Below are 22,033 nucleotides of genomic sequence, written 5' to 3' on the forward strand. Positions count from 1 at the left end.
GCGTTACCCCCTGCCCGGAGCGGCGTCCAGAGTGTCCTACCGGGACTTGCAGGTGGAGCGGGGTACACGATCACAGAACGTATGCAACCTATTGCCGCTGCTTGCGTCAAGTGACGGAGGCAGTGGCGATCACGCCACTGCCTCCGGTTGCTCACATCTCGTCAGTTCTGCACTGAGCGCGCCCTGTTAGCGGGGCTGCCTACTTCTTGCCTTCCACATGCTCACCCGGGGTGCTGAGTTCGTCCACCGCGTCAGCTCCGACGACCGCGCCGGTGGACTTCTTGCCCTGGCGCAGCCGGCGCTCGAGCCAGCTCGCGAAGGTCGTGAGCGAGAAGTTGATCACGATGTAGATCAGTGCCACGACCGTGAAGCTGGCGATGGTGTTCGCACCGTAGTACGAGCTCATCGGGCTGACGGACGCCATCAGGTCGGGGAAGGTGAGGACCGCGCCACCGAGCGCCGTGTCCTTCACGATCACCACGAGCTGACTGACGATCGCCGGGAGCATCGCGGTGACCGCCTGCGGCAGCAGGATGAACCGCATGACCTGGTTCTTGCGCAGACCGATGGCCGACGCGGCCTCGGCCTGTCCCCTGGGCAGCGACAGGATGCCCGCCCGGACGATCTCGGCGAGGACCGAGGCGTTGTAGAGCACCAGACCCGTGACGACCGCGTACAGCGGACGGTCGTCCGTGCTGACGTCCGTGTACTCGGAGAACAGCGCCAGGCCGAAGATCATCAGGACCAGCACCGGGATGGCACGGAAGAACTCGACCACCACACTGGCCGGCACACGCACCCAGGTGTGGTCCGACAACCGGGCGATACCGAGGAACGCTCCGAGCGGCAGCGCGATGACCATGGCGAGCGCCGCGGCCTTGAGCGTGTTCAGTAGACCCGGCCAGAGGTAGGTGCTCCAGGCCTCCGCCTCGAAGAAGGGCTTCCACAGCCCCCACTCCAGCTGGCCCTTCTTGTCCAGCTGGTCGTACATCCACCACAGCACCGCCGCGAGGACGACGACGAACACCACCGAGATGACGACGTTCCGCCGCTTGGCCTTCGGGCCCTGGGCGTCATAGAGGACCGAACTCATCGTTTCACCGCCACCTTCTTGCTCACCCAGCCGAGGATCAGACCGGTCGGCAGTGTCAGACAGACGAATCCGAACGCGAAGACCGCGGAGATCAGGACGAGTTGTGCCTCGTTCTCGATCATCTCCTTCATCAGCAGCGCGGCTTCGGCGACGCCGATGGCCGCGGCCACCGTGGTGTTCTTCGTCAGCGCGATCAGTACGTTCGCCAGCGGACCGACGACCGAACGGAACGCCTGGGGCAGCACGACGAGCGTCAGCACCTGAGTGAAGTTCAGACCGAGGGCACGTGCCGCCTCGGCCTGGCCCACGGGCACCGTGTTGATGCCGGACCGCAGCGCCTCACACACGAACGCCGAGGTGTACGCGATCAGTCCGAGTGTCGCGAGCCTGAAGTTGGTGGTGTCGAAGTTGTCCGAGCCGAGGGTGACCCTGAACGTCTGGTTGAGGCCCAAGGACGTGAACAGAATGATCACTGTCAGCGGAATGTTCCGCACGGTATTGACATAAGCGGTACCGAAACCGCGCATCAGAGGTACCGGGCCGACACGCATGGCGGCCAGCATGGTTCCCCAGACCAGGGAGCCGACTGCGGACAGGACGGTCAGTTGCACCGTCGTCCAGAAGGCTTCCCACAGGTTGTAACCTTCAAGAAAATCGAACACGATCTCCCGCGCTTCCGCGTGTGGGGAGGGCCCTCCTGACTGGTGCGCCGCCCCAGGAGGGCGACGCACCGGTCAGGTCGGATCCCGCTTTACTTGACGACGTCACCGATCTTCGGGGCGGGCTCGTTCTTGTACTGGGCCGGGCCGAAGTTGGTCTCGACGGCCTTGTCCCACGACTTGTCGGAGACCATCTTCTCCAGGGCCGTGTTGATCTTGGCCTTGAGGTCGCTGCCCTTCTTGACACCGATGCCGTAGTTCTCGTTGGTCATCTTGAAACCACCGAGCCGGAACTTGCCCTTGAAGCTCGCCTGCGAGGCGTAACCGGCGAGGATCGAGTCGTCCGTGGTCAGCGCGTCGATGGCGCCGCTCTGCACACCGTTCAGACACTGGGAGTACGTCTGGTACTGCTGGAGCTGCGCCTTGGGGGCGAGCTTGTCCTTGACGTTCTGCGCCGAGGTCGAGCCGGCCACGGAACACAGCTTCTTGTTGTTGAGGTCCTCCGGCGACTTGATCGACTTGTCGTCGGCGCGGACCAGCACGTCCTGGTGGGCGAGGAGGTACGGGCCGGCGAAGTCGACCTTGGCCGCGCGCTCGTCGTTGATCGAGTAGGAGGCGGCGATGAAGTCGACGTCACCACGCTGGAGCATGGTCTCGCGGTCGGCGCTCTTCGCCTCCTTCCACTGGATCTGGTCCTCGCCGTAGCCGAGCTCCTTGGCGACGTACGTCGCCACGTCGACGTCGAAGCCCGTGTAGCCGTCCGGCGTCTTCTGGCCGATGCCGGGCTGGTCGAACTTGATGCCGATCGTGATCTTCTTGTTGCCGCCCCCGGAGGAGGAGCTGCCGCTGTCGTCCTTGTCGTCGGAACCGCACGCGGTGGCGGCGACAGCGAGCGCGAGGACGGCAGCCGAGGCGGCGGTGACCTTGCGAAGCTTCATGGTGAACATCCTTTGATGTGGTGAAGATGTGCGATCCGGCGTGCGGGTGCCGTGGGCCGTCAGTGGTGCAGGATCTTCGACAGGAAGTCCTTCGCCCGGTCACTGCGCGGATTGCTGAAGAACTGGTCCGGCACAGCCTCTTCGACGATGCGTCCGTCCGCCATGAAGACGACGCGGTTGGCCGCCGAACGGGCGAATCCCATCTCGTGGGTGACTACGACCATCGTCATACCGTCACGCGCGAGCTGCTGCATGACTTCCAGGACCTCGTTGATCATCTCCGGGTCGAGAGCCGATGTCGGCTCGTCGAAGAGCATGACCTTGGGGCCCATCGCCAGCGCCCGTGCGATCGCGACACGCTGTTGCTGCCCGCCGGAGAGCTGCGCCGGGTACTTGTCCGCCTGGGCGGCGACGCCCACCCGGTCGAGCAGCCCGCGTGCCTTCTCCTCCGCGTCCTTCTTGTCCGACTTACGGACCTTGAGCTGGCCCAGCATCACATTTTCGAGCACTGTCTTGTGCGCGAACAGATTGAAGGACTGGAAGACCATGCCGACGTCGGCGCGCAGGCGGGCCAGTGCTTTGCCCTCCTCGGGCAACGGCTTTCCGTCGATCGTGATGGATCCCGACTCGATCGACTCCAGGCGGTTGATCGCGCGGCACAGGGTGGACTTTCCGGACCCAGAGGGTCCGATGACCACGACAACCTCACCGCGGGCGATGGTCAGATCGATGTCCTGAAGCACATGCAAAGCACCGAAGTGCTTGTTGACGTTCTTCAGTACGACCAGATCATCGGCCGCCGGTACGGCGTCCTTGGTCACCGATACTTCGGTCATCGGCCTCTTGCTCCGTCCTCCTCGGTTGCGGAGGACAGTAGTGACGCCGCACAACCAGCGTCATCACATCTGAGCTGAAATTGAGCATAACGATCCGGCAGCGCGGCGGCACTGTTCGCCGAGGCCGCCCCGGGCGCGTACCGGCTGCGTAACGGAAGTGGGCCATGCCCCGATGACGCTTGACGCCGTCCGCGTCCATCCGCCTGACTTCCACCAGTGGGCACGCGCGCGTGCCCGTGCCGATTCCTCACCGATACCGATGCCGATTCACCACCGAGAACTGTCTATCCACCGAGAACGTACGCACGATGAACTGAAGAGGGCCGTGATGAGACTGCTCCTCGTCGAGGACGACAACCACGTGGCAGCCGCGCTGTCCGCGGTCCTCGCGCGCCACGGCTTCGCCGTCACCCACGCCCGCACCGGAGCGGAGGCCCTCCAGGCGCTCGTCCCGGAAGGCGACGGCTTCGGAGTGGTGCTTCTCGACCTCGGGCTGCCCGACCAGGACGGCTACGAGGTCTGCGGGAAGATCCGCAAACGGACCACCACACCGGTGATCATGGTCACCGCGCGGGCCGACGTGCGCTCCCGCATCCACGGCCTCAACCTCGGTGCCGACGACTACGTGGTGAAGCCCTACGACACCGGCGAGCTCCTCGCCCGCATCCACGCCGTCAGCCGGCGCACGGCCGCCGACGACCCGGCCGCCTCCGGGGAGGACGCGCTGCGCCTGGGCCCCGTACGCATCGAACTGCCCACACGACAGGTCAGCGTCGACGGTTCGGTCGTCCAGCTGACCCGCAAGGAGTTCGACCTGCTGGCGCTCCTCGCCCAGCGGCCCGGCGTGGTCTTCCGGCGGGAACAGATCATCAGCGAGGTCTGGCGCACCAGCTGGGAGGGGACCGGCCGCACCCTGGAGGTGCATGTCGCGTCGCTGCGCTCCAAGCTGCGCATGCCGGCCCTGATCGAGACGGTGCGCGGCGTCGGCTACCGGCTCGTCGCGCCCGCCGCCTAGCGGGCCCAGGTGCGTACCCGCCTCCTTCCGCTGCTCATCGTCCTGATGGCGGGCATCCTGCTCGCCCTGGGCGTCCCACTCGCCGTGAGCCTGGCGGCGGCCCAGCAGCAGGACGTGGTCGTCGACCGGATCGACGACACGGCGCGCTTCGCGTCCCTCGCCCAGTTCGTGGCCGACCGCTCGGACGGTTCACGGGTCAGTTCCCCGGAACAGCGCCTGGAGACGCTCAAGAAGGAACTCGGCATCTACCGGGAGCTGTACAAGATCAACGTCGGTGTCTTCTACCGCGACGAGAAGGCCATGGCGCACGCGCCGGAGGACTGGTACCTGCCCAAGGTCGTCAGGGGCGGCAAGGCCGACGAGGTGCGCGCGGCCTTCGACGAGGCGCTGCAGAGCCGCCGCAGCCACGACCCGAAGCAGGTCTGGCCGTGGCAGCGGGACCGCCTCGTCGTCGCGTCCCCCGTCATCAGGGACGGTGACGTCGTCGCGGTGGTGGTCACCGACTCGCCCACCGGTCAGATGCGGTCGAGGATCCTGCACGGCTGGCTGGTCATCGGCGCCGGTGAGATCTTCGCGATGCTCCTCGCGCTCGGCGCCGCGCTGCGCCTGACCGGCTGGGTGCTGCGGCCCGTACGCGTCCTCGACGCCACCACCCACGACATCGCGACCGGCCGCCTCAAGTCCCGGGTCGCCGTGGCCGGCGGGCCACCGGAACTCAGACGCCTGGCCCGGTCGTTCAACGAGATGGTCGACAACGTCGAGGACGTCCTGGAGCAGCAGCGCGCCTTCGTCGCCGACGCCTCCCACCAGCTGCGCAACCCCCTGTCCGCCCTGCTGCTGCGCATCGAACTGCTCGCCCTGGAACTGCCCGAGGGCAACGAGGAGATCGCCTCCGTCCGTACGGAGGGCAAGCGCCTCGCCCACGTCCTCGACGACCTCCTGGACCTGGCCCTCGCCGAGCACGCCGAGGCGGACCTGCGGCTCACCGACATCGGCGAGCTCACCGCCGAACGCGTGGCGTCCTGGTCCCCCGTCGCCGACGAGAAGGGCGTACGGCTCATCGGGACCTGCCCCGCCACGACCGCCTGGGCCGACCCCGTCGCGCTCTCCAGCGCCCTGGACGCGGTCGTCGACAACGCGATCAAGTTCACGTCCACGGGGGAGTCCGTCGAGGTCGTGGTGGCCTCCAACGGCGAGGCCTCGACGATCGTCGTCACCGACTGCGGGCCAGGACTGAGCGACGAGGAGCTGACCCGCGTCGGGGACCGCTTCTGGCGCAGCACCGGCCACCAGAACGTCAAGGGCTCGGGCCTGGGCCTGTCGATCTCCCGCGCCCTGCTCTCCGCGGGCGGCGGCTCCATCGCGTACGCCCACCACGAGCCGCACGGGCTCAAGGTGACGGTGACGGTGCCGCGGACCATGCCCGGGGTCTGAGCGGGCGCACAGGGGGCCTGTGGGCCCGCTCACCGCCTTGCGCCGACTGTGGCGTGCGCCGGGTGGGCCCGGCCCCCTTTGAGCCGTCCTTCTCCGTCCTTCTCCGTCTTCTCCGTCCGCCTCATGCGGCCGAGGGGCCCGTGGACGGCCGAGGGGCAGCCGTTACGGCTTGACCGAGCGGTAGTAGCGCTGCGCGCCCTCGTCCAGCTCCAGTGGATCGGTGTAGATGGCGGTCCGCAGGTCCACCCGCTGTGCGGCGTGGACCCGCTTGCCGATGCGGTCGCGGCTGTTGATCACCGTGCGGGTCATGCCCTCGGTGAGGGCCTCGTCCGTCCCCTTCCGCGTCACCAGCAGGTTCGCCACCGCCACGGTCGGTACGCCGATGCGCTGGGCCGAGGGATAGGCGTCCGCAGGCATGAGCGCGGACCGGTAGTAGTCGGACCCCGCGCGCGGCTGGTGCAGCTTCGCGACCAGGTCGGCCTCGATCGGGACCAGCTTGATGTCGAAGTGCCCGGACAGTTCGGTCACGGCCCGCGTCGGGAGTCCGCCGGACCAGAAGAACGCGTCGATCTTCTTCGCCTCGAGCATCTTCGTCGCGTCCGCGATCCCGACGTTCACCTGGGTGACGTCCTTCTCGATGTCGAGGCCGGCCGCCGCCAGCACCTGATCCGCTATCAGGCGCACCCCGGAACCCTCCTGCCCCACCGCGACCCGCTTGCCCTTCAGCTCCGCGATGGACTCCACGGAGGAGGAGCGGGGGACGACCACGTGCACGTAGTCGTCGTACAGACGTGCGCAGCTGCGCAGCAGGTCCGCGCCGGGCCTGCCGCTCGCCTGGTACTTCTCGACCGCGTCGGCCGCCGCGATCGTGAAGTCGGCCTGTCCGGTGGCGACCCGCTCCACGTTCTCCTGCGAGCCCTCGCTCTCCTCCAGGGTCACGTCCAGGTTCGGCATGTCCTTGGCGAGCGCCACCTGCAACATGTCCCCGTACACCTGGTACACACCGTTGGGTGTCCCCGTGCTGAATACGATCTTTCCGCCCGGTGAGCTCTCGCCGAGGGGCAGCAGCCACCACAGCAGCAGCGCGAAGGCCACGAAGGCGGCGGCCGAACCTTGCAGGGCCCGGCGTCTGCCGATACGGGGAAGTGCCTGGAACATGGCGCGATCCTGCCAGCTCACCGGTCCGGATGACCAGGGCCGGGCGTACCGGGCGCGCTCACGGCCCGGCGCGGCGGAGCGCGTACGAGGCGCGTGGGAGGGAGGGGACGCAAGTGGGGGCCGGGCCCACTCCGGGCACCGCCTACCCTTGTCACATGAGCAGCAGCGACCGGAGCCGGGCAGTGGACCTGACCAGAACGTACGAAGTGCGCACTTATGGATGTCAGATGAACGTCCACGACTCCGAACGCCTCTCCGGGCTGCTGGAGGACGCCGGTTACGTACGCGCTCCCGACGGCTCCGACGGGGACGCCGACGTCGTCGTCTTCAACACCTGCGCGGTGCGGGAGAACGCCGACAACCGTCTCTACGGGAACCTCGGCAGGCTCGCGCCGATGAAGACGAAGCGGCCCGGCATGCAGATCGCCGTCGGCGGCTGTCTCGCCCAGAAGGACCGCGACACCATCGTGAAGAGGGCGCCCTGGGTGGACGTCGTCTTCGGCACGCACAACATCGGCAAGCTTCCTGTCCTCCTGGAGCGCGCCCGCGTCCAGGAGGAGGCACAGGTCGAGATCGCCGAGTCGCTCGAAGCGTTCCCCTCGACGCTGCCGACCCGCCGCGAGAGCGCGTACGCCGCCTGGGTCTCCATCTCCGTCGGCTGCAACAACACGTGCACCTTCTGTATCGTCCCGGCGCTGCGCGGCAAGGAGAAGGACCGCAGGACCGGCGACATCCTCGCCGAGATCGAGGCACTCGTCGGCGAGGGCGTCTCCGAGATCACCCTCCTCGGCCAGAACGTGAACGCCTACGGCTCCGACATCGGTGACCGTGAGGCCTTCAGCAAGCTCCTGCGGGCCTGCGGCAAGATCGAGGGCCTGGAGCGGGTGCGCTTCACCTCGCCGCACCCGCGCGACTTCACGGACGACGTCATCGCCGCGATGGCCGAGACCCCGAACGTCATGCCGCAGCTGCACATGCCGATGCAGTCCGGTTCGGACACCGTCCTGAAGGCGATGCGCCGCTCGTACCGCCAGGAGCGGTACCTCGGGATCATCGACAAGGTGCGGGCCGCGATCCCGCACGCCGCGATCACCACCGACATCATCGTGGGCTTCCCCGGCGAGACCGAGGAGGACTTCGAGGAGACCCTCCACGCGGTCCGCGAGGCCCGCTTCGCACAGGCCTTCACCTTCCAGTACTCCAAGCGTCCGGGGACCCCCGCGGCCACCATGGAGGGGCAGATCCCCAAGGAGGTCGTGCAGGCGCGGTACGAGCGTCTCGCCGCCCTCCAGGACGAGATCTCCTGGGACGAGAACAAGAAGCAGGTCGGCCGCAGGCTCGAACTGATGGTCGCCGAGGGCGAGGGCCGCAAGGACGGCGCCACCCACCGCCTCTCCGGCCGCGCCCCCGACAACCGCCTGGTGCACTTCACCAAGCCCGACGTCGAGGTCCGCCCCGGCGACGTCGTCACCGTCGAGATCACGTACGCCGCTCCGCACCACCTGCTCGCCGAGGGCGCCACCCTGGACGTGCGTCACACGCGCGCGGGGGACGCCTGGGAGAAGCGCAACGCCGCCGAGGCCGTCAAGCCCGCCGGCGTCATGCTGGGGCTGCCGACGATCGGCGCGCCGCAGCCGCTGCCCGTCGCCGCGGCCGGCTGCGGCTGCGACTGACCTCCGCACCAGCTCACCGGCCCACCCTGTCGGCTCGGCTCACGGGGGTTACGCTGCCGATCATGCTTGTCGCCGCCGCCGTGTGCCCCTGCCCGCCCCTGCTCGTGCCCGACGTCGCCGCGGGGGCCGCGCCCGAACTGGACGCGGCGCGTGCCGCGTGCACGGACGCCCTGGGGGTACTGGCCGCCGCCCGCCCCGACCGGCTGGTGGTCGTCGGGCCGGCGGAGGGGAACGGCCGCGGGCCGCACCCCGAGGGCTCGCGCGGCTCCTTCCGCGGCTTCGGTGTCGATCTCGACGTGCGGCTCGGTGGGATCGGAGGGAACGGAACAGTTGCGTCCCGGCGCACCGCCGAGCCCGCCTCCGCGGCCGCGGGGCGTGAGCTTCCGCCCGCGCTGGCCGTCGCCGCCTGGCTCCTGGGCCGTACGGACTGGTCCGACGCCCCCGTCGAGGGCCTGGGCGTGGGCGAGCCGCTCTCCGCCGAGGGGTGCGTCGAAGCCGGTGAGCGGATCGCCGCCCGGAGCGGGAGGGTGGCGCTGCTCGTCATGGGGGACTCCAGCGCGTGCCGCACGCTCAAGGCGCCGGGCTACCTGGACGAGCGCGCGGTGGGCTTCGACGCGGAGGTGGCCCGTGCGCTGGGCGCGGCGGACGTGCCCGCACTCAAGGCGTTGGACGCCGAGCTGGCGTACGCGCTCAAGGCCTCCGGCCGGGCTCCCTGGCAGGTGCTCGCGGGCGCGGCGCAGGGAGCGGGGCTCGGCGGGGCGCTGCTGTACGAGGACGCGCCCTACGGAGTGGGGTACTTGGTCGCGACCTGGTCGTGAGCGGACGGCGGGCGCCGTCGGAGCCGTAGGCCGGTCCGAGGGCGCCCGCCGAAGTGGTGTCGCCAGTGGTGCCGCTCAGTACGCCGAGGGCGGCGTCGGCGGAGGTGACGGTGGGGTCGACGGCGGTGTCCCGCCCCCGTCCGTGCCGCCGTCCTCCTTGTGCGCGATCCGGTCCAGAGCACCCTTGGCCTTGCCGGTGCCCGTCCGGATCTTGTCGCTGTACTTGCCCTTGGTCTTCTCGTCGGCCATCCTCGCGGCCTTGTCGAGACCCTGCTCGATCTTTCCCCCGTGCTGCTGCGCGAGGTCAGAGACCTTCTCCTTGGCCGGCGCGAGCCTGGCCAACACGTTGTCCAGGAGACCCATGGTGCACCTTCCCTCGTGTTACCTCGTGGGCAGTCATGCGGGACAGTCATGCGTTCGGGCAGTCGTTTCGACAGTCATTACCGTCATTTACGGGCGTTCTCGCCGACCTCGTTGTCGGCGGCCCTGTCGACGGACTGCTGCTGGGGAATCTCTACGGCCTCCGCGGCTTCCGCAGTCTCCGGCTCCGCCTCGGCTGCGGATGCGGTCTGCTTCAGGCTGTCGGTGTGCTCGTCGGTCGGTGCCTTCCCCGGCCCTCCCGGCTGAGGCCTCTCCTTGCGAATAAATCGTGCAAAAACGCCCATTTCATCTCCATACCTTACTCGTGCGGGCGAAATTCCGCGTTGCGCGGTGCGCCCCATTGCGTCGCCAGGGTCACCGGTCCTTGAAACCGGTGGCTGGAATCTCGCAACAGGCAACGACCCCCGTCGAGTGCCGTCACGTAGCTCGTTCGAGAAGTGGGCCCGAGGTTTGCGAGACTGTGACGGTGAGTAGAGCAGCTCCCGCTCCGCGGGTCATCGCCGTCGTGGGTCCCACCGCGGCCGGAAAGTCCGATCTCGGCGTCCACCTGGCCCAGCGCCTCGGTGGTGAGGTCGTCAACGCAGACTCGATGCAGCTCTACCGGGGGATGGACATCGGCACCGCCAAGCTGACGCCCGAGGAACGCGGCGGCGTTCCCCACCACCTCCTGGACATCTGGGACGTGACGGTGACGGCGAGCGTCGCCGAGTACCAACGGCTCGCGCGCATCCGTATCGACGCGCTGCTCGCGGAGGGCCGCTGGCCGGTCCTCGTCGGCGGGTCGGGCCTGTACGTCCGCGGCGCCGTCGACAACCTGGAGTTCCCCGGCACGGATCCCGAGGTGCGGGCCCGCCTGGAGGAGGAACTCACCCTGAGGGGCTCAGGCGCCCTGCACGCGCGGCTGGCCGTCGCCGACCCCGAGGCCGCCCACGCGATCCTGCCGAGCAACGGCCGCCGTATCGTCCGGGCCCTGGAGGTCATCGAGATCACCGGCAGGCCCTTCACCGCCAACCTCCCGGGCCACGACTCGGTCTACGACACCCTGCAGATCGGCGTCGACGTGGCGCGCCCCGAGCTCGACGAGCGCATCGCCCGCCGCGTGGACCGCATGTGGGAGGGGGGTCTCGGCGAGGAAGTGCGCGCACTGGAGGCGCAGGGGTTGCGTGAGGGGCGTACGGCGTCGCGTGCCCTCGGCTACCAGCAGATGCTCGCGGCGTTCGCCGGGGAGCGCACCGAGGGCGAGGCACGTGCCGAGACCGTGCGCGCCACCAAGCGCTTCGCGCGCCGTCAGGATTCCTGGTTCAGACGCGATCCGCGGGTGCATTGGCTCAGTGGGGCCGCGGCGGATCTCACGGAACTTCCGCAGCTCGCGCTGGCGTTGGTCGAACGACCGGTCACAGCCTGATCACGTCCTGGCATCGGGACGCTCCGGCCGTCATCCGGGCCTCCGGCGCCGTGCCATCATCGAGCTTCGATCGACCAAGTGGAGTCCGAGTGGGGAGGGCGCGTGGCGATGGAGGCCGGCCCTCGTGACACCGCACACGGCACGGAGCAGAGCACCGTCACCGACGGGGCGCACGACACCGCACAGGATCAGCAGGACCCCGACGGGGACCGGTTGAGCCCGGACGGACCCGACGAGAGCACTGACGGCGTGACCGCCGACGGGCCCGAGCCCGGCGAGATGTTCGCGGAGCCCGAGGTCGAGGTCGAGCTGCGCCCGCAGCGCCGCATGCGCATCTGGCAGCTCGCTCCCATCGTGGGCCTCGCCGCACTCGGGTCCCTGATGTTCGCCTTCCCGCTGGCGTTCGACTTCGGCGACAGCGGAGCCGTGATCGCCATGCTCGGTCTGCTGCTCAGCTCCTGTGCCGCCGGCTGGGGCATGATGGCCGCCCGTCGCGTGGGTCACACCTGGCCCGGCCTGCCGCAGCGCGGTTCCGCGCACCGCCCGGACTGGCGGGTCGTGATCGCGTACGCCGTGGTCGTCGCCGCGGTCGTGGTGCTCGCCGTGTGGCGCGTGGCCCGCCTGCGCTGAGGCGTCCAGGACCTCTACCGGGCGCCTGCCGGGCCGCCGGACCGGCCCCCGTGCCGTCACCCGGCCCGTCCGCCGGGCCGGTCGGACCGGCTGTCGTAGGGAACCCTTACGATCGAGGAATGAGCACGCGGATCGCCTTCCTCAAGGGGCACGGGACCGAGAACGACTTCGTGATCCTCCCGGATCCCGACAACACCCTCGCCCTGTCCCCGGCCACCGCCGCCGCCCTGTGCGACCGCCGCGCGGGCATCGGCGGCGACGGTCTGCTGCACGTCGTCCGGTCAGCGGCGCACCCCGAGGCCCGGTCGATGGCGGCCGAAGCGGAATGGTTCATGGACTACCGCAACGGCGACGGCTCGATCGCGGAGATGTGCGGCAACGGAGTGCGGGTGTTCGCCCGCTATCTCCAGCGCGCCGGACACGTGGCCGAAGGCGACATCACGGTCGCCACGCGCGCGGGCGTGAAGGCCGTGCACCTCGCCAAGGAGGGCGACGTCACCGTCGGCATGGGCAGGGCGCTCCTTCCCGAAGGGCCCGAGGGAGACGTCACCGTGACCGTCGGAGAGCGCAGCTGGCCCGCGCGCAACGTCAACATGGGCAACCCCCACGCCGTCGCCTTCGTGGCCGACCTCGACCACGCCGGACACCTGTACGAACCGCCGCCGTTCAGCCCGCTGTCCGCGTACCCGGACGGCGTGAACGTCGAATTCGTCGTCGACCGTGGCCTTCATCACGTCGCTCTGCGTGTCCACGAACGAGGCTCCGGCGAGACCAGATCGTGCGGCACCGGCGCGTGCGCCGTGGCCGTGGCGGCGGCCCGCAGGGATGGCGCCGACCCCGCCGTGACCGGTGTTCCGGCGGTCTACACCGTCGATGTGCCCGGTGGCCGGCTCGTGATCACCGAGCGCCCGGACGGCGAGATCGAGATGACCGGGCCCGCGGTGATCGTCGCAGAGGGTGAGATCGACACCGAATGGCTCGAAAGCATGACCCCCTGAACCCTCGCTCGAATGGGTGATCCGTTTCACGCTCGGCGAGAGGCGGTCGGTCGGGCGTGGTGGGCTCGGTAGCATCAAGGACCGGCCCGGACGGGGGAACGACGCCATCCCCAGTGCCGCGTACGCCATGGGGCGCCCCGTCCGCCGGTCAACGCAGCCGGAGGTGCCCATGAGTGCGGAGGCCACGAACCCCGCGACGCCCGGCCCCATCACGCCCGCGGTACAGCGCAGGCGGAGCCGCCCGCGGATCGATCTGCGACGGCTGGGCCGGGCCGCTCTCCTGGGGCCCACGGCCCGCGACCGGCTGCCCGACGCGATCGGCCATGTGGTCGAGGCGCACCGGGCCCACCATCCCGACTCCGACCTGGACCCGCTGCGCCGCGCCTACGTCCTCGCTGAGTCCTCGCACCGCGGCCAGATGCGCAAGAGCGGCGAGCCCTACATCACGCACCCGCTGGCCGTGACGCTGATCCTCGCCGAACTGGGCGCCGAGACCACGACGTTGACCGCCTCCCTCCTCCACGACACGGTCGAGGACACGGAGGTGACGCTCGATCAGGTCCGCGAGGAGTTCGGCGAGGAGGTCCGCTATCTCGTCGACGGCGTGACGAAGCTGGAGAAGGTCGACTACGGGGCGGCCGCCGAGCCCGAGACCTTCCGCAAGATGCTCGTCGCCACCGGCAGCGACGTACGCGTGATGTCGATCAAACTGGCCGACCGGCTGCACAACATGCGCACCCTCGGAGTCATGCGCCCCGAGAAGCAGGAACGCATCGCCAAGGTCACCAAGGACGTACTGATCCCGCTCGCCGAACGGCTGGGCGTCCAGGCGCTGAAGACCGAGCTGGAGGATCTCGTCTTCGCGATCCTGCGCCCCGACGAGTACGCCCACACCCGCGAACTCATCGTCAAGAACTCCTCGCGCGCCGACGACCCCCTCGCCGAGATCTCCGAAGAGGTGCGCGGGGTCCTGCGCGAGGCGGGGCTGCAGGCCGAAGTCCTCATCAGGCCGCGGCACTTCGTCTCCGTGCACCGGGTCTCGCGCAAACGGGGCGAGCTGCGCGGCGCCGACTTCGGGCGCCTGCTCGTCCTCGTGAACGAGGACGCCGACTGCTACGGGGTCCTCGGCGAACTGCACACCTGTCTCACACCGGTGGTCTCGGAGTTCAAGGACTTCATCGCCGTTCCCAAGTTCAACCTGTACCAGTCGCTGCACACCGCCGTGGCCCGCCCCGACGGGCAGGTCGCCGAAGTCCTCATCCGTACGCACCAGATGCACAAGGTCGCCGAGGCCGGCGTCATCGCGCTCGGCAATCCCTACGCGGCTCCCGCGGAGGAGCAGACGGACGGAGACGGCGGCGGAGTGCGTCCCGCGGACGGCGAGCGCGCCGACCCCACCCGTCCCGGCTGGCTGTCCCGCCTCCTCGACTGGCAGGAGGCCGCGCCGGACCCCGACACGTTCTGGTCCACGCTCCGCGAGGACCTCGCCCAGGACCGGGAGATCACCGTCTTCCGCCCCGACGGCGGCACACTCGGACTGCCCGCGGGCGCCAGCTGCGTGGACGCCGCCTACGCCCAGTACGGGGAGGACGCGCACGCCTGTATCGGCGCCCGCGTCAACGGCCGCCTGGCGAGGCTGAGCACGGTCCTGAGCGACGGGGACACCGTTCAGCTGCTGATGGGCCAGGACCCCACCTCGGAGCCCTCCAGGGAGTGGCTGGAGCACGCGCACACGCCCGTCGCGCGGATCGCCATCACCCGGTGGCTCGCCGCGCACCCGGCGTCGGCCGCACCGTCCGAGGCACCCGCCGAGACGCGCCGCCCGGCTGTGGACGGGCCCGCCGCCCGCCCGGCCGACGCGGACGTCGTCGTCGACCGGCCCGGCGCGACCGTACGCCTCGCGGGCTGCTGTACGCCCGTACCGCCCGACGCGATCACCGGGTTCTCCGTACGCGGGGGAGTGGTGACCGTGCACCGCGTCGAGTGTGCCGGGGCGGCGCGCATGAAGAGCGTGGGGCGCGCGGAGGTCGAGGTGCGCTGGGGCGACAGCAGCGAGTGCCGGGTCACGCTCTTCGCCGAGTCCTTCGGGCGGCCCCACCTCCTGGCCGACCTCACCGAAGCCATCGCCATGGAGGGCGTCGCGATCGTCTCGGCGACCGTCGAACCGCCCAGCCAGCAGCGCGTACGCCACACCTACACACTCCAACTCCCGGACGCCGCCCACCTCCCCGCACTGATGCGGGCCATGCGCAACGTCCCGGGCGTCTTCGACGTGAGCCGAGCCCACCACCAGTCGACGACTCCGTAACGGACCATCGGCGCCCCGACTCGCAGGGGCGCGGGGAAAACAGCGCAGACCCCTGGCCCCAAGGGGCGCGGGGAACTGCGCGACCAGCCACGACGAACCCGCACCCGACCACCGCACCCGACCACCGCACAGCCCCCCGTTCGGGTGGCCCCGGTGCGAGCCGTCACCGCGAAGCACACCCACGCTGATAGCCGTGGTCCATGCTGCACACCCGCCCGACCCCCCGCACCGGCACCCCGCGCCTCAAACACCCCCGCCGGATCGGCACCGCCGTCGTCGCCTGCGCGGCGTCCGCCTGCCTCATCGCCGCGAGCGCCCCCGCACCCGCGCCCCTCGGTATCGGCGACCGCCTCTTTCCGCACCTGGGCAACCCCGGCTACGACGTCATGGCGTACGACCTGGCCTTCACCTACCCCGGCGACAACAGCAAGCCGCTCCCGTCCGTGACCACCATCGACGCCCGCACCACCGACTGGCTCGAATCGGTCAACCTTGACTACTCGCACGGGACAGTGCGGTCCGTCGAGGTCGACGGCGAACCGGCGGAGTTCCGGAGCGCCGGCGAGGACCTGGTCGTCACACCGGCGGAGCCCCTGCCCCCCGGCGTCCGGACCCGGATCACCGTGCGCCACGACAGCGACCCGGTGTCCACGAAGGACCAGCAGAGCGGCTGGGTGCGGACCGAGGACGGGCTCGCGATGGCCAACCAGGCCGACGCGGGACACCGCGTCTTCCCCAGCAACGACCACCCCTCGGACAAGGCGATGTTCACCTTCCGGGTGACCGTGCCCAAGGGCTACACGGCCGTCGCCAACGGGCTCCCCGCGGGGCAGACCCGCCGCGCCGACGCCACCACCTGGACGTACCGCACCGAGCACCCCATGGCCACCGAGCTGGCCCAGGTGTCGATCGGCCGTTCCTCCGTGCTGCGCCGCAGCGGCCCCGAGGGCCTGCCCGTACGTGACGTGGTGCCCACCAAGGACCGCGACCGGCTGGAACCGTGGCTCAAGAGGACGCCCGACCAGATCGCCTGGATGGAGAGCAAGGTCGGCGACTACCCCTTCGAGACGTACGGGCTGCTCATCGCCGAGGCCAGGACCGGGTTCGAACTGGAGACACAGACCCTCTCCCTCTTCGAGAAGGAGATCTTCACGCGGTCCGAGTACCCGAAGTGGTATGTCGAGTCGATCATGGTGCACGAACTGGCCCACCAGTGGTTCGGCGACAGCGTCTCCCCGCGGACCTGGTCCGACCTGTGGCTCAACGAAGGACACGCCACCTGGTACGAGGCCCTCTACGCCGAGGAGAAGGGCGACAGGCCCATGGAGGCACGGATGAAGGCCGCCTACCGGGCGTCCGACACCTGGCGTGCGACCGGCGGTCCGCCCGCCGCCCCGAAGGAGGCCGAGCCCGGCGAGAAGCTCAGCATCTTCCGGCCGAACGTCTACGACGGCAGCGCCCTCGTCCTGTACGCGCTGCGCGAGGAGATCGGCCGCCCCGCCTTCGAGCGGCTGCAGCGCGCGTGGGTGAGCGTCCACGAGGACGGTGTCGCAGGCACCGCCGACTTCGAACGCCTCGCCTCGGGCATCGGAGGCCGCGATCTGAGCGGCTTCTTCAAGGCATGGCTCTACGGGGAGAAGACCCCGCCCATGCCGGGGCACCCCGACTGGCGCAGCGCGGAACCCGCGGAGAAGACCGCGAAACGCGCCCGCTGAGCGGCGGGGCCGCGCCCGAAGACTGCCCGGAGGCCGGCGGGAGAGCGCCCGGAGCCGCCGGGAGAGCACCGGGACAGCACCGGGAGAGCGCCGGGAAATCGAGTGACGAGACGGGGCGTACCGTGCGAACATCTTCACGTCGACGACGCACCAGCTCGACGACGCGGCGCCAGAGCCGCAGGGCGGCACGGCCCCGGGGGCCCCGGACGGGAATCTCCCGGCGGCTCCGGACGTTCTGCAGGGTGACGGGCGACAAGTCCGCCACCCCGGTTTCCCCATCGACGTAAGGACCCAATGACCTCCTCTTCTTCCCCTTCCCAGGACAAGCAGAGCTTCGCGCAGAACAACCCCGACGGTCTTCGGGCCGATGCCCTGATGGAAGAGGACGTCGCCTGGAGCCATGACATCGACGGAGACCGGGACGGCGACCAGTTCGACCGCTCCGAGCGTGCGGCCCTGCGCCGCGTCGCGGGCCTCTCCACCGAGCTCGAGGACGTCACCGAGGTCGAGTACCGGCAGCTCCGTCTGGAGCGCGTGGTCCTCGTCGGTGTGTGGACCTCGGGGACCGCGACCGACGCGGACAACTCGCTGGCCGAGCTGGCCGCCCTCGCGGAGACCGCGGGAGCGCTCGTGCTCGACGGCGTCGTCCAGCGCCGGGACAAGCCCGACGCGGCCACGTACATCGGTTCCGGCAAGGCCAACGAACTGCGGGACGTCGTGCTGGAGACCGGCGCGGACACGGTCATCTGTGACGGTGAACTGTCGCCGGGCCAGCTCATCCACCTCGAAGACGTCGTCAAGGTCAAGGTCATCGACCGGACGGCCCTGATCCTCGACATCTTCGCCCAGCACGCCAAGTCCCGAGAGGGCAAGGCGCAGGTCGCCCTCGCGCAGATGCAGTACATGCTGCCGAGGCTCCGCGGCTGGGGTCAGTCGCTGTCCCGTCAGATGGGCGGCGGTTCGGGCGGCGGCCTCGCCACCCGTGGTCCCGGTGAGACCAAGATCGAGACCGACCGGCGTCGGATCCGCGAGAAGATGGCGAAGATGCGCCGGGAGATCACGGACATGAAGACGGGCCGCGACATCAAGCGCCAGGAGCGCCGTCGCAACAAGGTGCCCTCGGTCGCGATCGCCGGCTACACCAACGCCGGCAAGTCCTCGCTGCTCAACCGCCTCACGGGCGCCGGAGTGCTCGTCGAGAACTCCCTGTTCGCGACCCTCGACCCGACCGTGCGCCGGGCCGAGACCCCGAGCGGGCGGCTGTACACGCTGGCGGACACCGTCGGCTTCGTACGCCACCTGCCGCACCACCTCGTCGAGGCGTTCCGCTCCACGATGGAGGAGGTCGGCGACTCCGACCTGATCCTGCACGTCGTGGACGGGTCCCACCCGGCGCCGGAGGAGCAGCTGGCCGCCGTGCGCGAGGTCGTCCGCGACGTGGGCGCCACCAAGGTGCCGGAGATCGTGGTGATCAACAAGGCGGACGCGGCCGACCCGCTGGTGCTCCAGCGGCTGATGCGGAACGAGAAGCGCTCCATCGCGGTCTCGGCCCGTACCGGCCAGGGCATCGAGGAGCTGCTCGCGCTCATCGACGTCGAACTGCCGCACCCCTCGGTCGAGCTGGAGGTGCTCGTGCCGTACACGCTGGGCCGGCTGGTCGCGCGCGCCCACGCCGACGGTGAGGTCCTCTCCGAGGAGCACACCCCGGAGGGCACGCTGCTGAAGGCACGGGTGCACGAGGAACTGGCGGCGGAGCTCGCTCCGTACGTCCCGGTTCCCGCGGCCTGATCGACACGACCTGACTGGTCCGTCCGCGGTCCGTCCGCGGTTCATACGTGAAGGCCCGCTCCCTCTCGCAGGGGGCGGGCCTTCACGTACGCCTGGCACCGAGCAGGATGTGCGGCACGCCGCGTACCGCTGCACGCGTACCGCAACACGCGTGCAGCGCGACGTGCAGGGCAGGTCGGTCGACTACTCGGCGCCGTACTGCTTGCTCATGTTGTCGTAGACCGCCTCGGCGCCCTTGCCCAGCTGCGGACCCGCGAGCCAGGTGCTGTCGGTCGGGCCGATCGACGTGTTCGAGATGAGCACGGTCTTGCCGTCGACGACCCGGAACCAGCCACCGCCGGACGACCCTCCGGTCATCGTGCATCCGATGCGGTACATCGTCGGCAGACCCGGGTCGAGCGAGAGCCGGCCAGGGCGGTCGACGCACTTGTGCATGATCAGACCGTTGTACGGCGCGGCGGCCGGGTATCCCCAGGCGCCCATCGTGCCCGCGTCCGCGGCGGCGGGCGTGGAGAAGTCCACGTCCAGCGCGTTGCCGACCGTCTCCTCCAGGGACTTGGAGCCGGCCTCCGGCTTCACATGCAGCACCGCGTAGTCGTACGGGGCACCCTGGCCGCCCGACTCCGAGCCGCCCTCGATCCATTCGTCGGAGGTCGAGGCCCAGTCCGCCCAGTACTGGCCGTACGGAGCGATCTCCTGCTGCGTGGCGGCGCCGAGCTGAGCCTCGGACTTGCCGAGGTCGTTGTAGGCGGGCACGAAGGCGATGTTGCGGTACCAGCCGCCGCCACCGCCCGCGTGCACACAGTGGCCCGCGGTCCACACGAGGTTGGACTTCCCCGGGTTGCGCGGGTCCTTGACGACCGTGCCCGAGCAGACCATCGAGCCCTCGGGCGAGTCGAAGAAGACCTTCCCGACCGGGGCCGCGTTGTCGTGGTACGGAGTGTTCTCGCGCGTCGCCGTGACCGGTGCGGGAGCCGGGTCGCTGACACCCTGCTCGGCCGCCGCGTCCTTGGCGGAGATCGTCTTGTCCGGGTCCTCGGCGGACGTCATCCGCTCCGGCTTCCAGAGGCCCTCGATCACCGGGTTGACGAAGTCACGGGCCTCACTGAGCCACTTGTCCTTGTCCCAGTTCTTCCAGTCGCCGTCCTTCCAGTCGTCGACATCGATGCCGTGCTCCTTGAGCCGGTCGGCGATGTCGGCGATGTCGGTCGGAATCCCGGTCTTGTCGGAACCGGTCGCGGCCGTCTTGCCGGCGGCCTCGCCGTCGCCCGAATCACAGGCGGTGCCGGTGAGCGCCAGCGCCGCGACGAGTCCGGTGGCGACGAGGAGACGGTGCCGCCCACGACTCTTCACGAAGGACGGACGTGTCGAACGCATGGTGTTGTTACCCCCGATAGAACGTGCATCTCTCACCCGCGGTCAGGTGCGGAGAGCACACGGATCAGGCTCTCCGCGGAGCCCCTGCCACCGCGCGACCCCACTATGCCCGCGGAGTCGAGGACGAACGGCGGCCGGCTGGTGAAGGTTTCCGTGAGACCCACCCTGCCGCCGTCCGTCCTCCTGCCGCTACCACTACGCCCAGGTCTACGCCTGCTACTGCGTCTGCGCGTCCGTTCCGGCTGTTACCGCGACTACTCCTGTTACTCCTGTTACTCCTGTTGGTGCTGTTACTGCGACGCGAACTTCTTGCTCACCGCGTCGTAGATCCCCTTGGCCTCGGTGCCCAGGTGCGGACCGGCCAGCCAGCCCGCGGTCACCGGGCCGATCGAGGTGTTGGAGACCAGCGCGGGACCGCCGTCCGAGCCCGTCGCGACCCAGCCGCCACCCGAGGAACCACCGGTCATCGTGCACCCGATGCGGTACATCGTGGGCTGGGACTTGGCGATCGAGAGCCGGCCCGGCTTGTCCGTGCACCGGTACATGGTCTCCCCGTCGAACGGCTTCGCCGCCGGGTAACCGGTCGCGGTGATGTCCCCGACCTGGGACACGGCCGGAGCGTTGAAGTCCACCGGGAGCGCCGAGCCGACCATCTCCTCCAGGGACTTGCCGTCGCTGCCCTTCTCCGGAGTCACATGGATGACGGCGAAGTCGTACGAGGCACCCTCGCCGCCCGTCGCGCCGCCCTGCTCGATCCACTGGTCGGAGGTCTGCGCCCAGTCACCCCACCAGACGCCGTACGGAGCGACCTGCTCCTTCGTGGCGCCCTGGATCTCCGTCGCCGACATGGCGGCGTCGTTGTACGAGGGCACGAAGGCGATGTTGCGGTACCAGCCGCCCTTCTTGCCCGCGTGCACACAGTGGCCCGCGGTCCATACGAGGTTGGACTTGCCCGGGTGGGCCGGGTCCTCGACCACGGTCGCCGAGCAGACCATCGTGCCCTCGGGGGAGTCGAAGAACACCTTGCCGGCCTCGGCCGCGTTCTCGTGGTAGCCCGCCGGAACGGCCTGCGCCTCCACCGGCGCCGGCTCGGCGTCGGTCACGCCCTGGTCGCCCGAGAGGTCGTTCTCGTCGACGCCCTTGCCCTGGTCCGGGTCCTCGGCCTCGCGCATGCGGTCCGGGTCCCACAGGTCGTTGATGACCGGGTTGATGTAGTCGCCGGCCTCGCGCAGCCAGTCGTCCTTGTCCCAGTTCTTCCAGGCACCGTTCTTCCACTTGTCGAGGTCGATCCCGTGCTCCTTGAGCCGGTCCTTGAGACCGTCCGGGATCTGGATCTTGCCGTCGCCCGCTGTGGCGGCCGACGCCTCGGCACCCGCGTCGGTGTCCTCGTCGGAGCCGCAGGCGGTGGCGGTCAGGGCCAGCACGGTGGCCATGCCGACCACGGCCAGCACGGGGGCGGTTCTGCGGCGCGGGCTCCCCCCTCGACGGGCGGCGAAGAGCGGGCGTATCGGTCGCATGGTGTGACTCCCCCTGGAGGTGAACGAACAACTCTGTGCTGCCACTCGGGACTTCGTACGGAACCGGGGAACCGGACGGGCCCGACGTGGACCGTGGGTGCTGATCAGCGAGTACCGCCGAACGGCACCACAGACTATGCCGTCGCTGTGGGGGACTTCCGACGGACCCGCAACGGTTCCGTCACGGCAGGGATCTTCGATCCGCCGCCGCCCCGAGCGGTCCGTGTGGTCCTGGCGGTCCTCGTCGTGGGTACGTACGGGGGACGCGGCATCCGCGTTCATCGTTCATT

General features: G+C 69.7%; 19 protein-coding genes. 10 read left to right on the top strand and 9 right to left on the bottom strand.

Annotation, left to right across the window (positions count from 1 at the left end):
* Positions 1 to 199: 199 nt before the first annotated feature.
* From ACLVWQ_RS27010 to ACLVWQ_RS27025, 4 genes are all read right to left on the bottom strand, one after another.
* Entirely contained in the window at positions 200 to 1,093 is an 894-nt protein-coding gene (locus ACLVWQ_RS27010) for an amino acid ABC transporter permease (protein WP_414111783.1), read from the bottom strand.
* A complete protein-coding gene (locus tag ACLVWQ_RS27015; RefSeq protein WP_414111784.1) occupies positions 1,090 to 1,755 on the bottom strand; it encodes an amino acid ABC transporter permease in 666 nt (221 codons plus the stop codon). Before ACLVWQ_RS27015 ends, ACLVWQ_RS27010 begins: the two co-directional genes overlap by 4 nt.
* Positions 1,756 to 1,844: 89 nt before the next feature.
* The gene (locus ACLVWQ_RS27020) at positions 1,845 to 2,690 is read right to left on the bottom strand and encodes a glutamate ABC transporter substrate-binding protein (RefSeq protein WP_414111785.1); all 846 of its coding nucleotides are present in this window, start codon (positions 2,688 to 2,690) and stop codon (positions 1,845 to 1,847) included.
* Positions 2,691 to 2,749: 59 nt separating this feature from the next.
* Positions 2,750 to 3,526 (bottom strand): amino acid ABC transporter ATP-binding protein, encoded by a 777-nt coding sequence (locus ACLVWQ_RS27025; protein WP_414111786.1) that lies wholly within the window; start codon positions 3,524 to 3,526, stop codon positions 2,750 to 2,752.
* 328 nt (positions 3,527 to 3,854) lie between these two features.
* Between ACLVWQ_RS27025 and ACLVWQ_RS27030 the strand changes: the two genes are divergently transcribed.
* Both ACLVWQ_RS27030 and ACLVWQ_RS27035 read left to right on the top strand, forming a co-directional pair.
* Positions 3,855 to 4,541, top strand: coding sequence for a response regulator transcription factor (locus ACLVWQ_RS27030; RefSeq protein ID WP_414111787.1), 687 nt, complete (start codon positions 3,855 to 3,857; stop codon positions 4,539 to 4,541).
* Positions 4,542 to 4,550: 9 nt separating this feature from the next.
* Positions 4,551 to 5,975, top strand: a complete 1,425-nt coding sequence (locus ACLVWQ_RS27035; protein ID WP_414111788.1) for an ATP-binding protein — start codon at positions 4,551 to 4,553, stop codon at positions 5,973 to 5,975.
* A gap of 162 nt (positions 5,976 to 6,137) precedes the next feature.
* Here ACLVWQ_RS27035 and ACLVWQ_RS27040 read toward each other — a convergent pair whose 3' ends face one another.
* The gene (locus ACLVWQ_RS27040; RefSeq protein ID WP_414111789.1) at positions 6,138 to 7,133 is read right to left on the bottom strand and encodes a TAXI family TRAP transporter solute-binding subunit; all 996 of its coding nucleotides are present in this window, start codon (positions 7,131 to 7,133) and stop codon (positions 6,138 to 6,140) included.
* A gap of 155 nt (positions 7,134 to 7,288) precedes the next feature.
* Between ACLVWQ_RS27040 and miaB the strand changes: the two genes are divergently transcribed.
* Together miaB and ACLVWQ_RS27050 are read left to right on the top strand one after the other, a co-directional pair.
* Positions 7,289 to 8,806, top strand: a complete 1,518-nt coding sequence (gene miaB / locus ACLVWQ_RS27045; protein ID WP_414111790.1) for a tRNA (N6-isopentenyl adenosine(37)-C2)-methylthiotransferase MiaB — start codon at positions 7,289 to 7,291, stop codon at positions 8,804 to 8,806.
* 62 nt (positions 8,807 to 8,868) lie between these two features.
* A complete protein-coding gene (locus tag ACLVWQ_RS27050; RefSeq protein WP_414111791.1) occupies positions 8,869 to 9,624 on the top strand; it encodes a class III extradiol dioxygenase subunit B-like domain-containing protein in 756 nt (251 codons plus the stop codon).
* 75 nt (positions 9,625 to 9,699) lie between these two features.
* On the opposite strand, the gene ACLVWQ_RS27055 is transcribed toward ACLVWQ_RS27050, so the two are convergent.
* Positions 9,700 to 9,987, bottom strand: a complete 288-nt coding sequence (locus ACLVWQ_RS27055; RefSeq protein ID WP_414111792.1) for an antitoxin — start codon at positions 9,985 to 9,987, stop codon at positions 9,700 to 9,702.
* 83 nt (positions 9,988 to 10,070) lie between these two features.
* A complete protein-coding gene (locus ACLVWQ_RS27060; protein ID WP_414111793.1) occupies positions 10,071 to 10,289 on the bottom strand; it encodes a gliding motility protein in 219 nt (72 codons plus the stop codon).
* Between the two features lie 182 nt (positions 10,290 to 10,471).
* On the opposite strand from ACLVWQ_RS27060, the gene miaA reads away from it, so the two are divergent.
* The 6 genes from miaA (at position 10,472) to hflX (ending at position 18,849) form a co-directional block, all read left to right on the top strand.
* Positions 10,472 to 11,410 (top strand): tRNA (adenosine(37)-N6)-dimethylallyltransferase MiaA, encoded by a 939-nt coding sequence (gene miaA / locus ACLVWQ_RS27065; RefSeq protein ID WP_414111794.1) that lies wholly within the window; start codon positions 10,472 to 10,474, stop codon positions 11,408 to 11,410.
* Between the two features lie 108 nt (positions 11,411 to 11,518).
* On the top strand, positions 11,519 to 12,040 hold the full coding sequence (locus ACLVWQ_RS27070) for a hypothetical protein (protein ID WP_414111940.1): 522 nt from the start codon (positions 11,519 to 11,521) through the stop codon (positions 12,038 to 12,040).
* Positions 12,041 to 12,159: 119 nt separating this feature from the next.
* Positions 12,160 to 13,038, top strand: coding sequence for a diaminopimelate epimerase (gene dapF, locus ACLVWQ_RS27075; protein ID WP_414111795.1), 879 nt, complete (start codon positions 12,160 to 12,162; stop codon positions 13,036 to 13,038).
* Between the two features lie 169 nt (positions 13,039 to 13,207).
* Positions 13,208 to 15,346 carry a RelA/SpoT family protein gene (locus tag ACLVWQ_RS27080; protein ID WP_414111796.1) on the top strand — a complete coding sequence of 713 codons (2,139 nt, stop codon included), beginning with the start codon at positions 13,208 to 13,210 and terminating at the stop codon, positions 15,344 to 15,346.
* 200 nt (positions 15,347 to 15,546) lie between these two features.
* Entirely contained in the window at positions 15,547 to 17,061 is a 1,515-nt protein-coding gene (locus tag ACLVWQ_RS27085; RefSeq protein WP_414111797.1) for a M1 family metallopeptidase, read from the top strand.
* 294 nt (positions 17,062 to 17,355) lie between these two features.
* Positions 17,356 to 18,849 (top strand): GTPase HflX, encoded by a 1,494-nt coding sequence (gene hflX / locus ACLVWQ_RS27090; protein WP_414111798.1) that lies wholly within the window; start codon positions 17,356 to 17,358, stop codon positions 18,847 to 18,849.
* 183 nt (positions 18,850 to 19,032) lie between these two features.
* Here the strand turns inward: hflX and ACLVWQ_RS27095 are convergent, their stop codons facing one another.
* Entirely contained in the window at positions 19,033 to 20,226 is a 1,194-nt protein-coding gene (locus ACLVWQ_RS27095) for a trypsin-like serine peptidase (protein WP_414111799.1), read from the bottom strand.
* 290 nt (positions 20,227 to 20,516) lie between these two features.
* Complete coding sequence (locus tag ACLVWQ_RS27100) at positions 20,517 to 21,743, bottom strand: trypsin-like serine peptidase (protein WP_414111800.1); 1,227 nt, start codon at positions 21,741 to 21,743, stop codon at positions 20,517 to 20,519.
* Positions 21,744 to 22,033: the final 290 nt, after the last annotated feature.

Source organism: Streptomyces sp. CWNU-52B (assembly GCF_047444975.1).
Taxonomy (GTDB): domain Bacteria; phylum Actinomycetota; class Actinomycetes; order Streptomycetales; family Streptomycetaceae; genus Streptomyces.

Excerpts from the sequence above, each read along its gene's own strand:
- ACLVWQ_RS27030 (WP_414111787.1), top strand. The coding sequence starts at position 3,855 with ATGAGACTGCTCCTCGTCGAGGACGACAACCACGTGGCAGCCGCGCTG.
- ACLVWQ_RS27010 (WP_414111783.1), bottom strand. The coding sequence starts at position 1,093 with ATGAGTTCGGTCCTCTATGACGCCCAGGGCCCGAAGGCCAAGCGGCGG.
- ACLVWQ_RS27040 (WP_414111789.1), bottom strand. The coding sequence starts at position 7,133 with ATGTTCCAGGCACTTCCCCGTATCGGCAGACGCCGGGCCCTGCAAGGT.
- ACLVWQ_RS27100 (WP_414111800.1), bottom strand. The coding sequence starts at position 21,743 with ATGCGACCGATACGCCCGCTCTTCGCCGCCCGTCGAGGGGGGAGCCCG.
- ACLVWQ_RS27085 (WP_414111797.1), top strand. The coding sequence starts at position 15,547 with ATGCTGCACACCCGCCCGACCCCCCGCACCGGCACCCCGCGCCTCAAA.
- ACLVWQ_RS27070 (WP_414111940.1), top strand. The coding sequence starts at position 11,519 with ATGGAGGCCGGCCCTCGTGACACCGCACACGGCACGGAGCAGAGCACC.
- ACLVWQ_RS27055 (WP_414111792.1), bottom strand. The coding sequence starts at position 9,987 with ATGGGTCTCCTGGACAACGTGTTGGCCAGGCTCGCGCCGGCCAAGGAG.
- ACLVWQ_RS27050 (WP_414111791.1), top strand. The coding sequence starts at position 8,869 with ATGCTTGTCGCCGCCGCCGTGTGCCCCTGCCCGCCCCTGCTCGTGCCC.
- ACLVWQ_RS27080 (WP_414111796.1), top strand. The coding sequence starts at position 13,208 with ATGAGTGCGGAGGCCACGAACCCCGCGACGCCCGGCCCCATCACGCCC.
- dapF (WP_414111795.1), top strand. The coding sequence starts at position 12,160 with ATGAGCACGCGGATCGCCTTCCTCAAGGGGCACGGGACCGAGAACGAC.
- miaB (WP_414111790.1), top strand. The coding sequence starts at position 7,289 with ATGAGCAGCAGCGACCGGAGCCGGGCAGTGGACCTGACCAGAACGTAC.
- ACLVWQ_RS27095 (WP_414111799.1), bottom strand. The coding sequence starts at position 20,226 with ATGCGTTCGACACGTCCGTCCTTCGTGAAGAGTCGTGGGCGGCACCGT.
- hflX (WP_414111798.1), top strand. The coding sequence starts at position 17,356 with ATGACCTCCTCTTCTTCCCCTTCCCAGGACAAGCAGAGCTTCGCGCAG.
- ACLVWQ_RS27020 (WP_414111785.1), bottom strand. The coding sequence starts at position 2,690 with ATGAAGCTTCGCAAGGTCACCGCCGCCTCGGCTGCCGTCCTCGCGCTC.
- ACLVWQ_RS27025 (WP_414111786.1), bottom strand. The coding sequence starts at position 3,526 with ATGACCGAAGTATCGGTGACCAAGGACGCCGTACCGGCGGCCGATGAT.
- ACLVWQ_RS27060 (WP_414111793.1), bottom strand. The coding sequence starts at position 10,289 with ATGGGCGTTTTTGCACGATTTATTCGCAAGGAGAGGCCTCAGCCGGGA.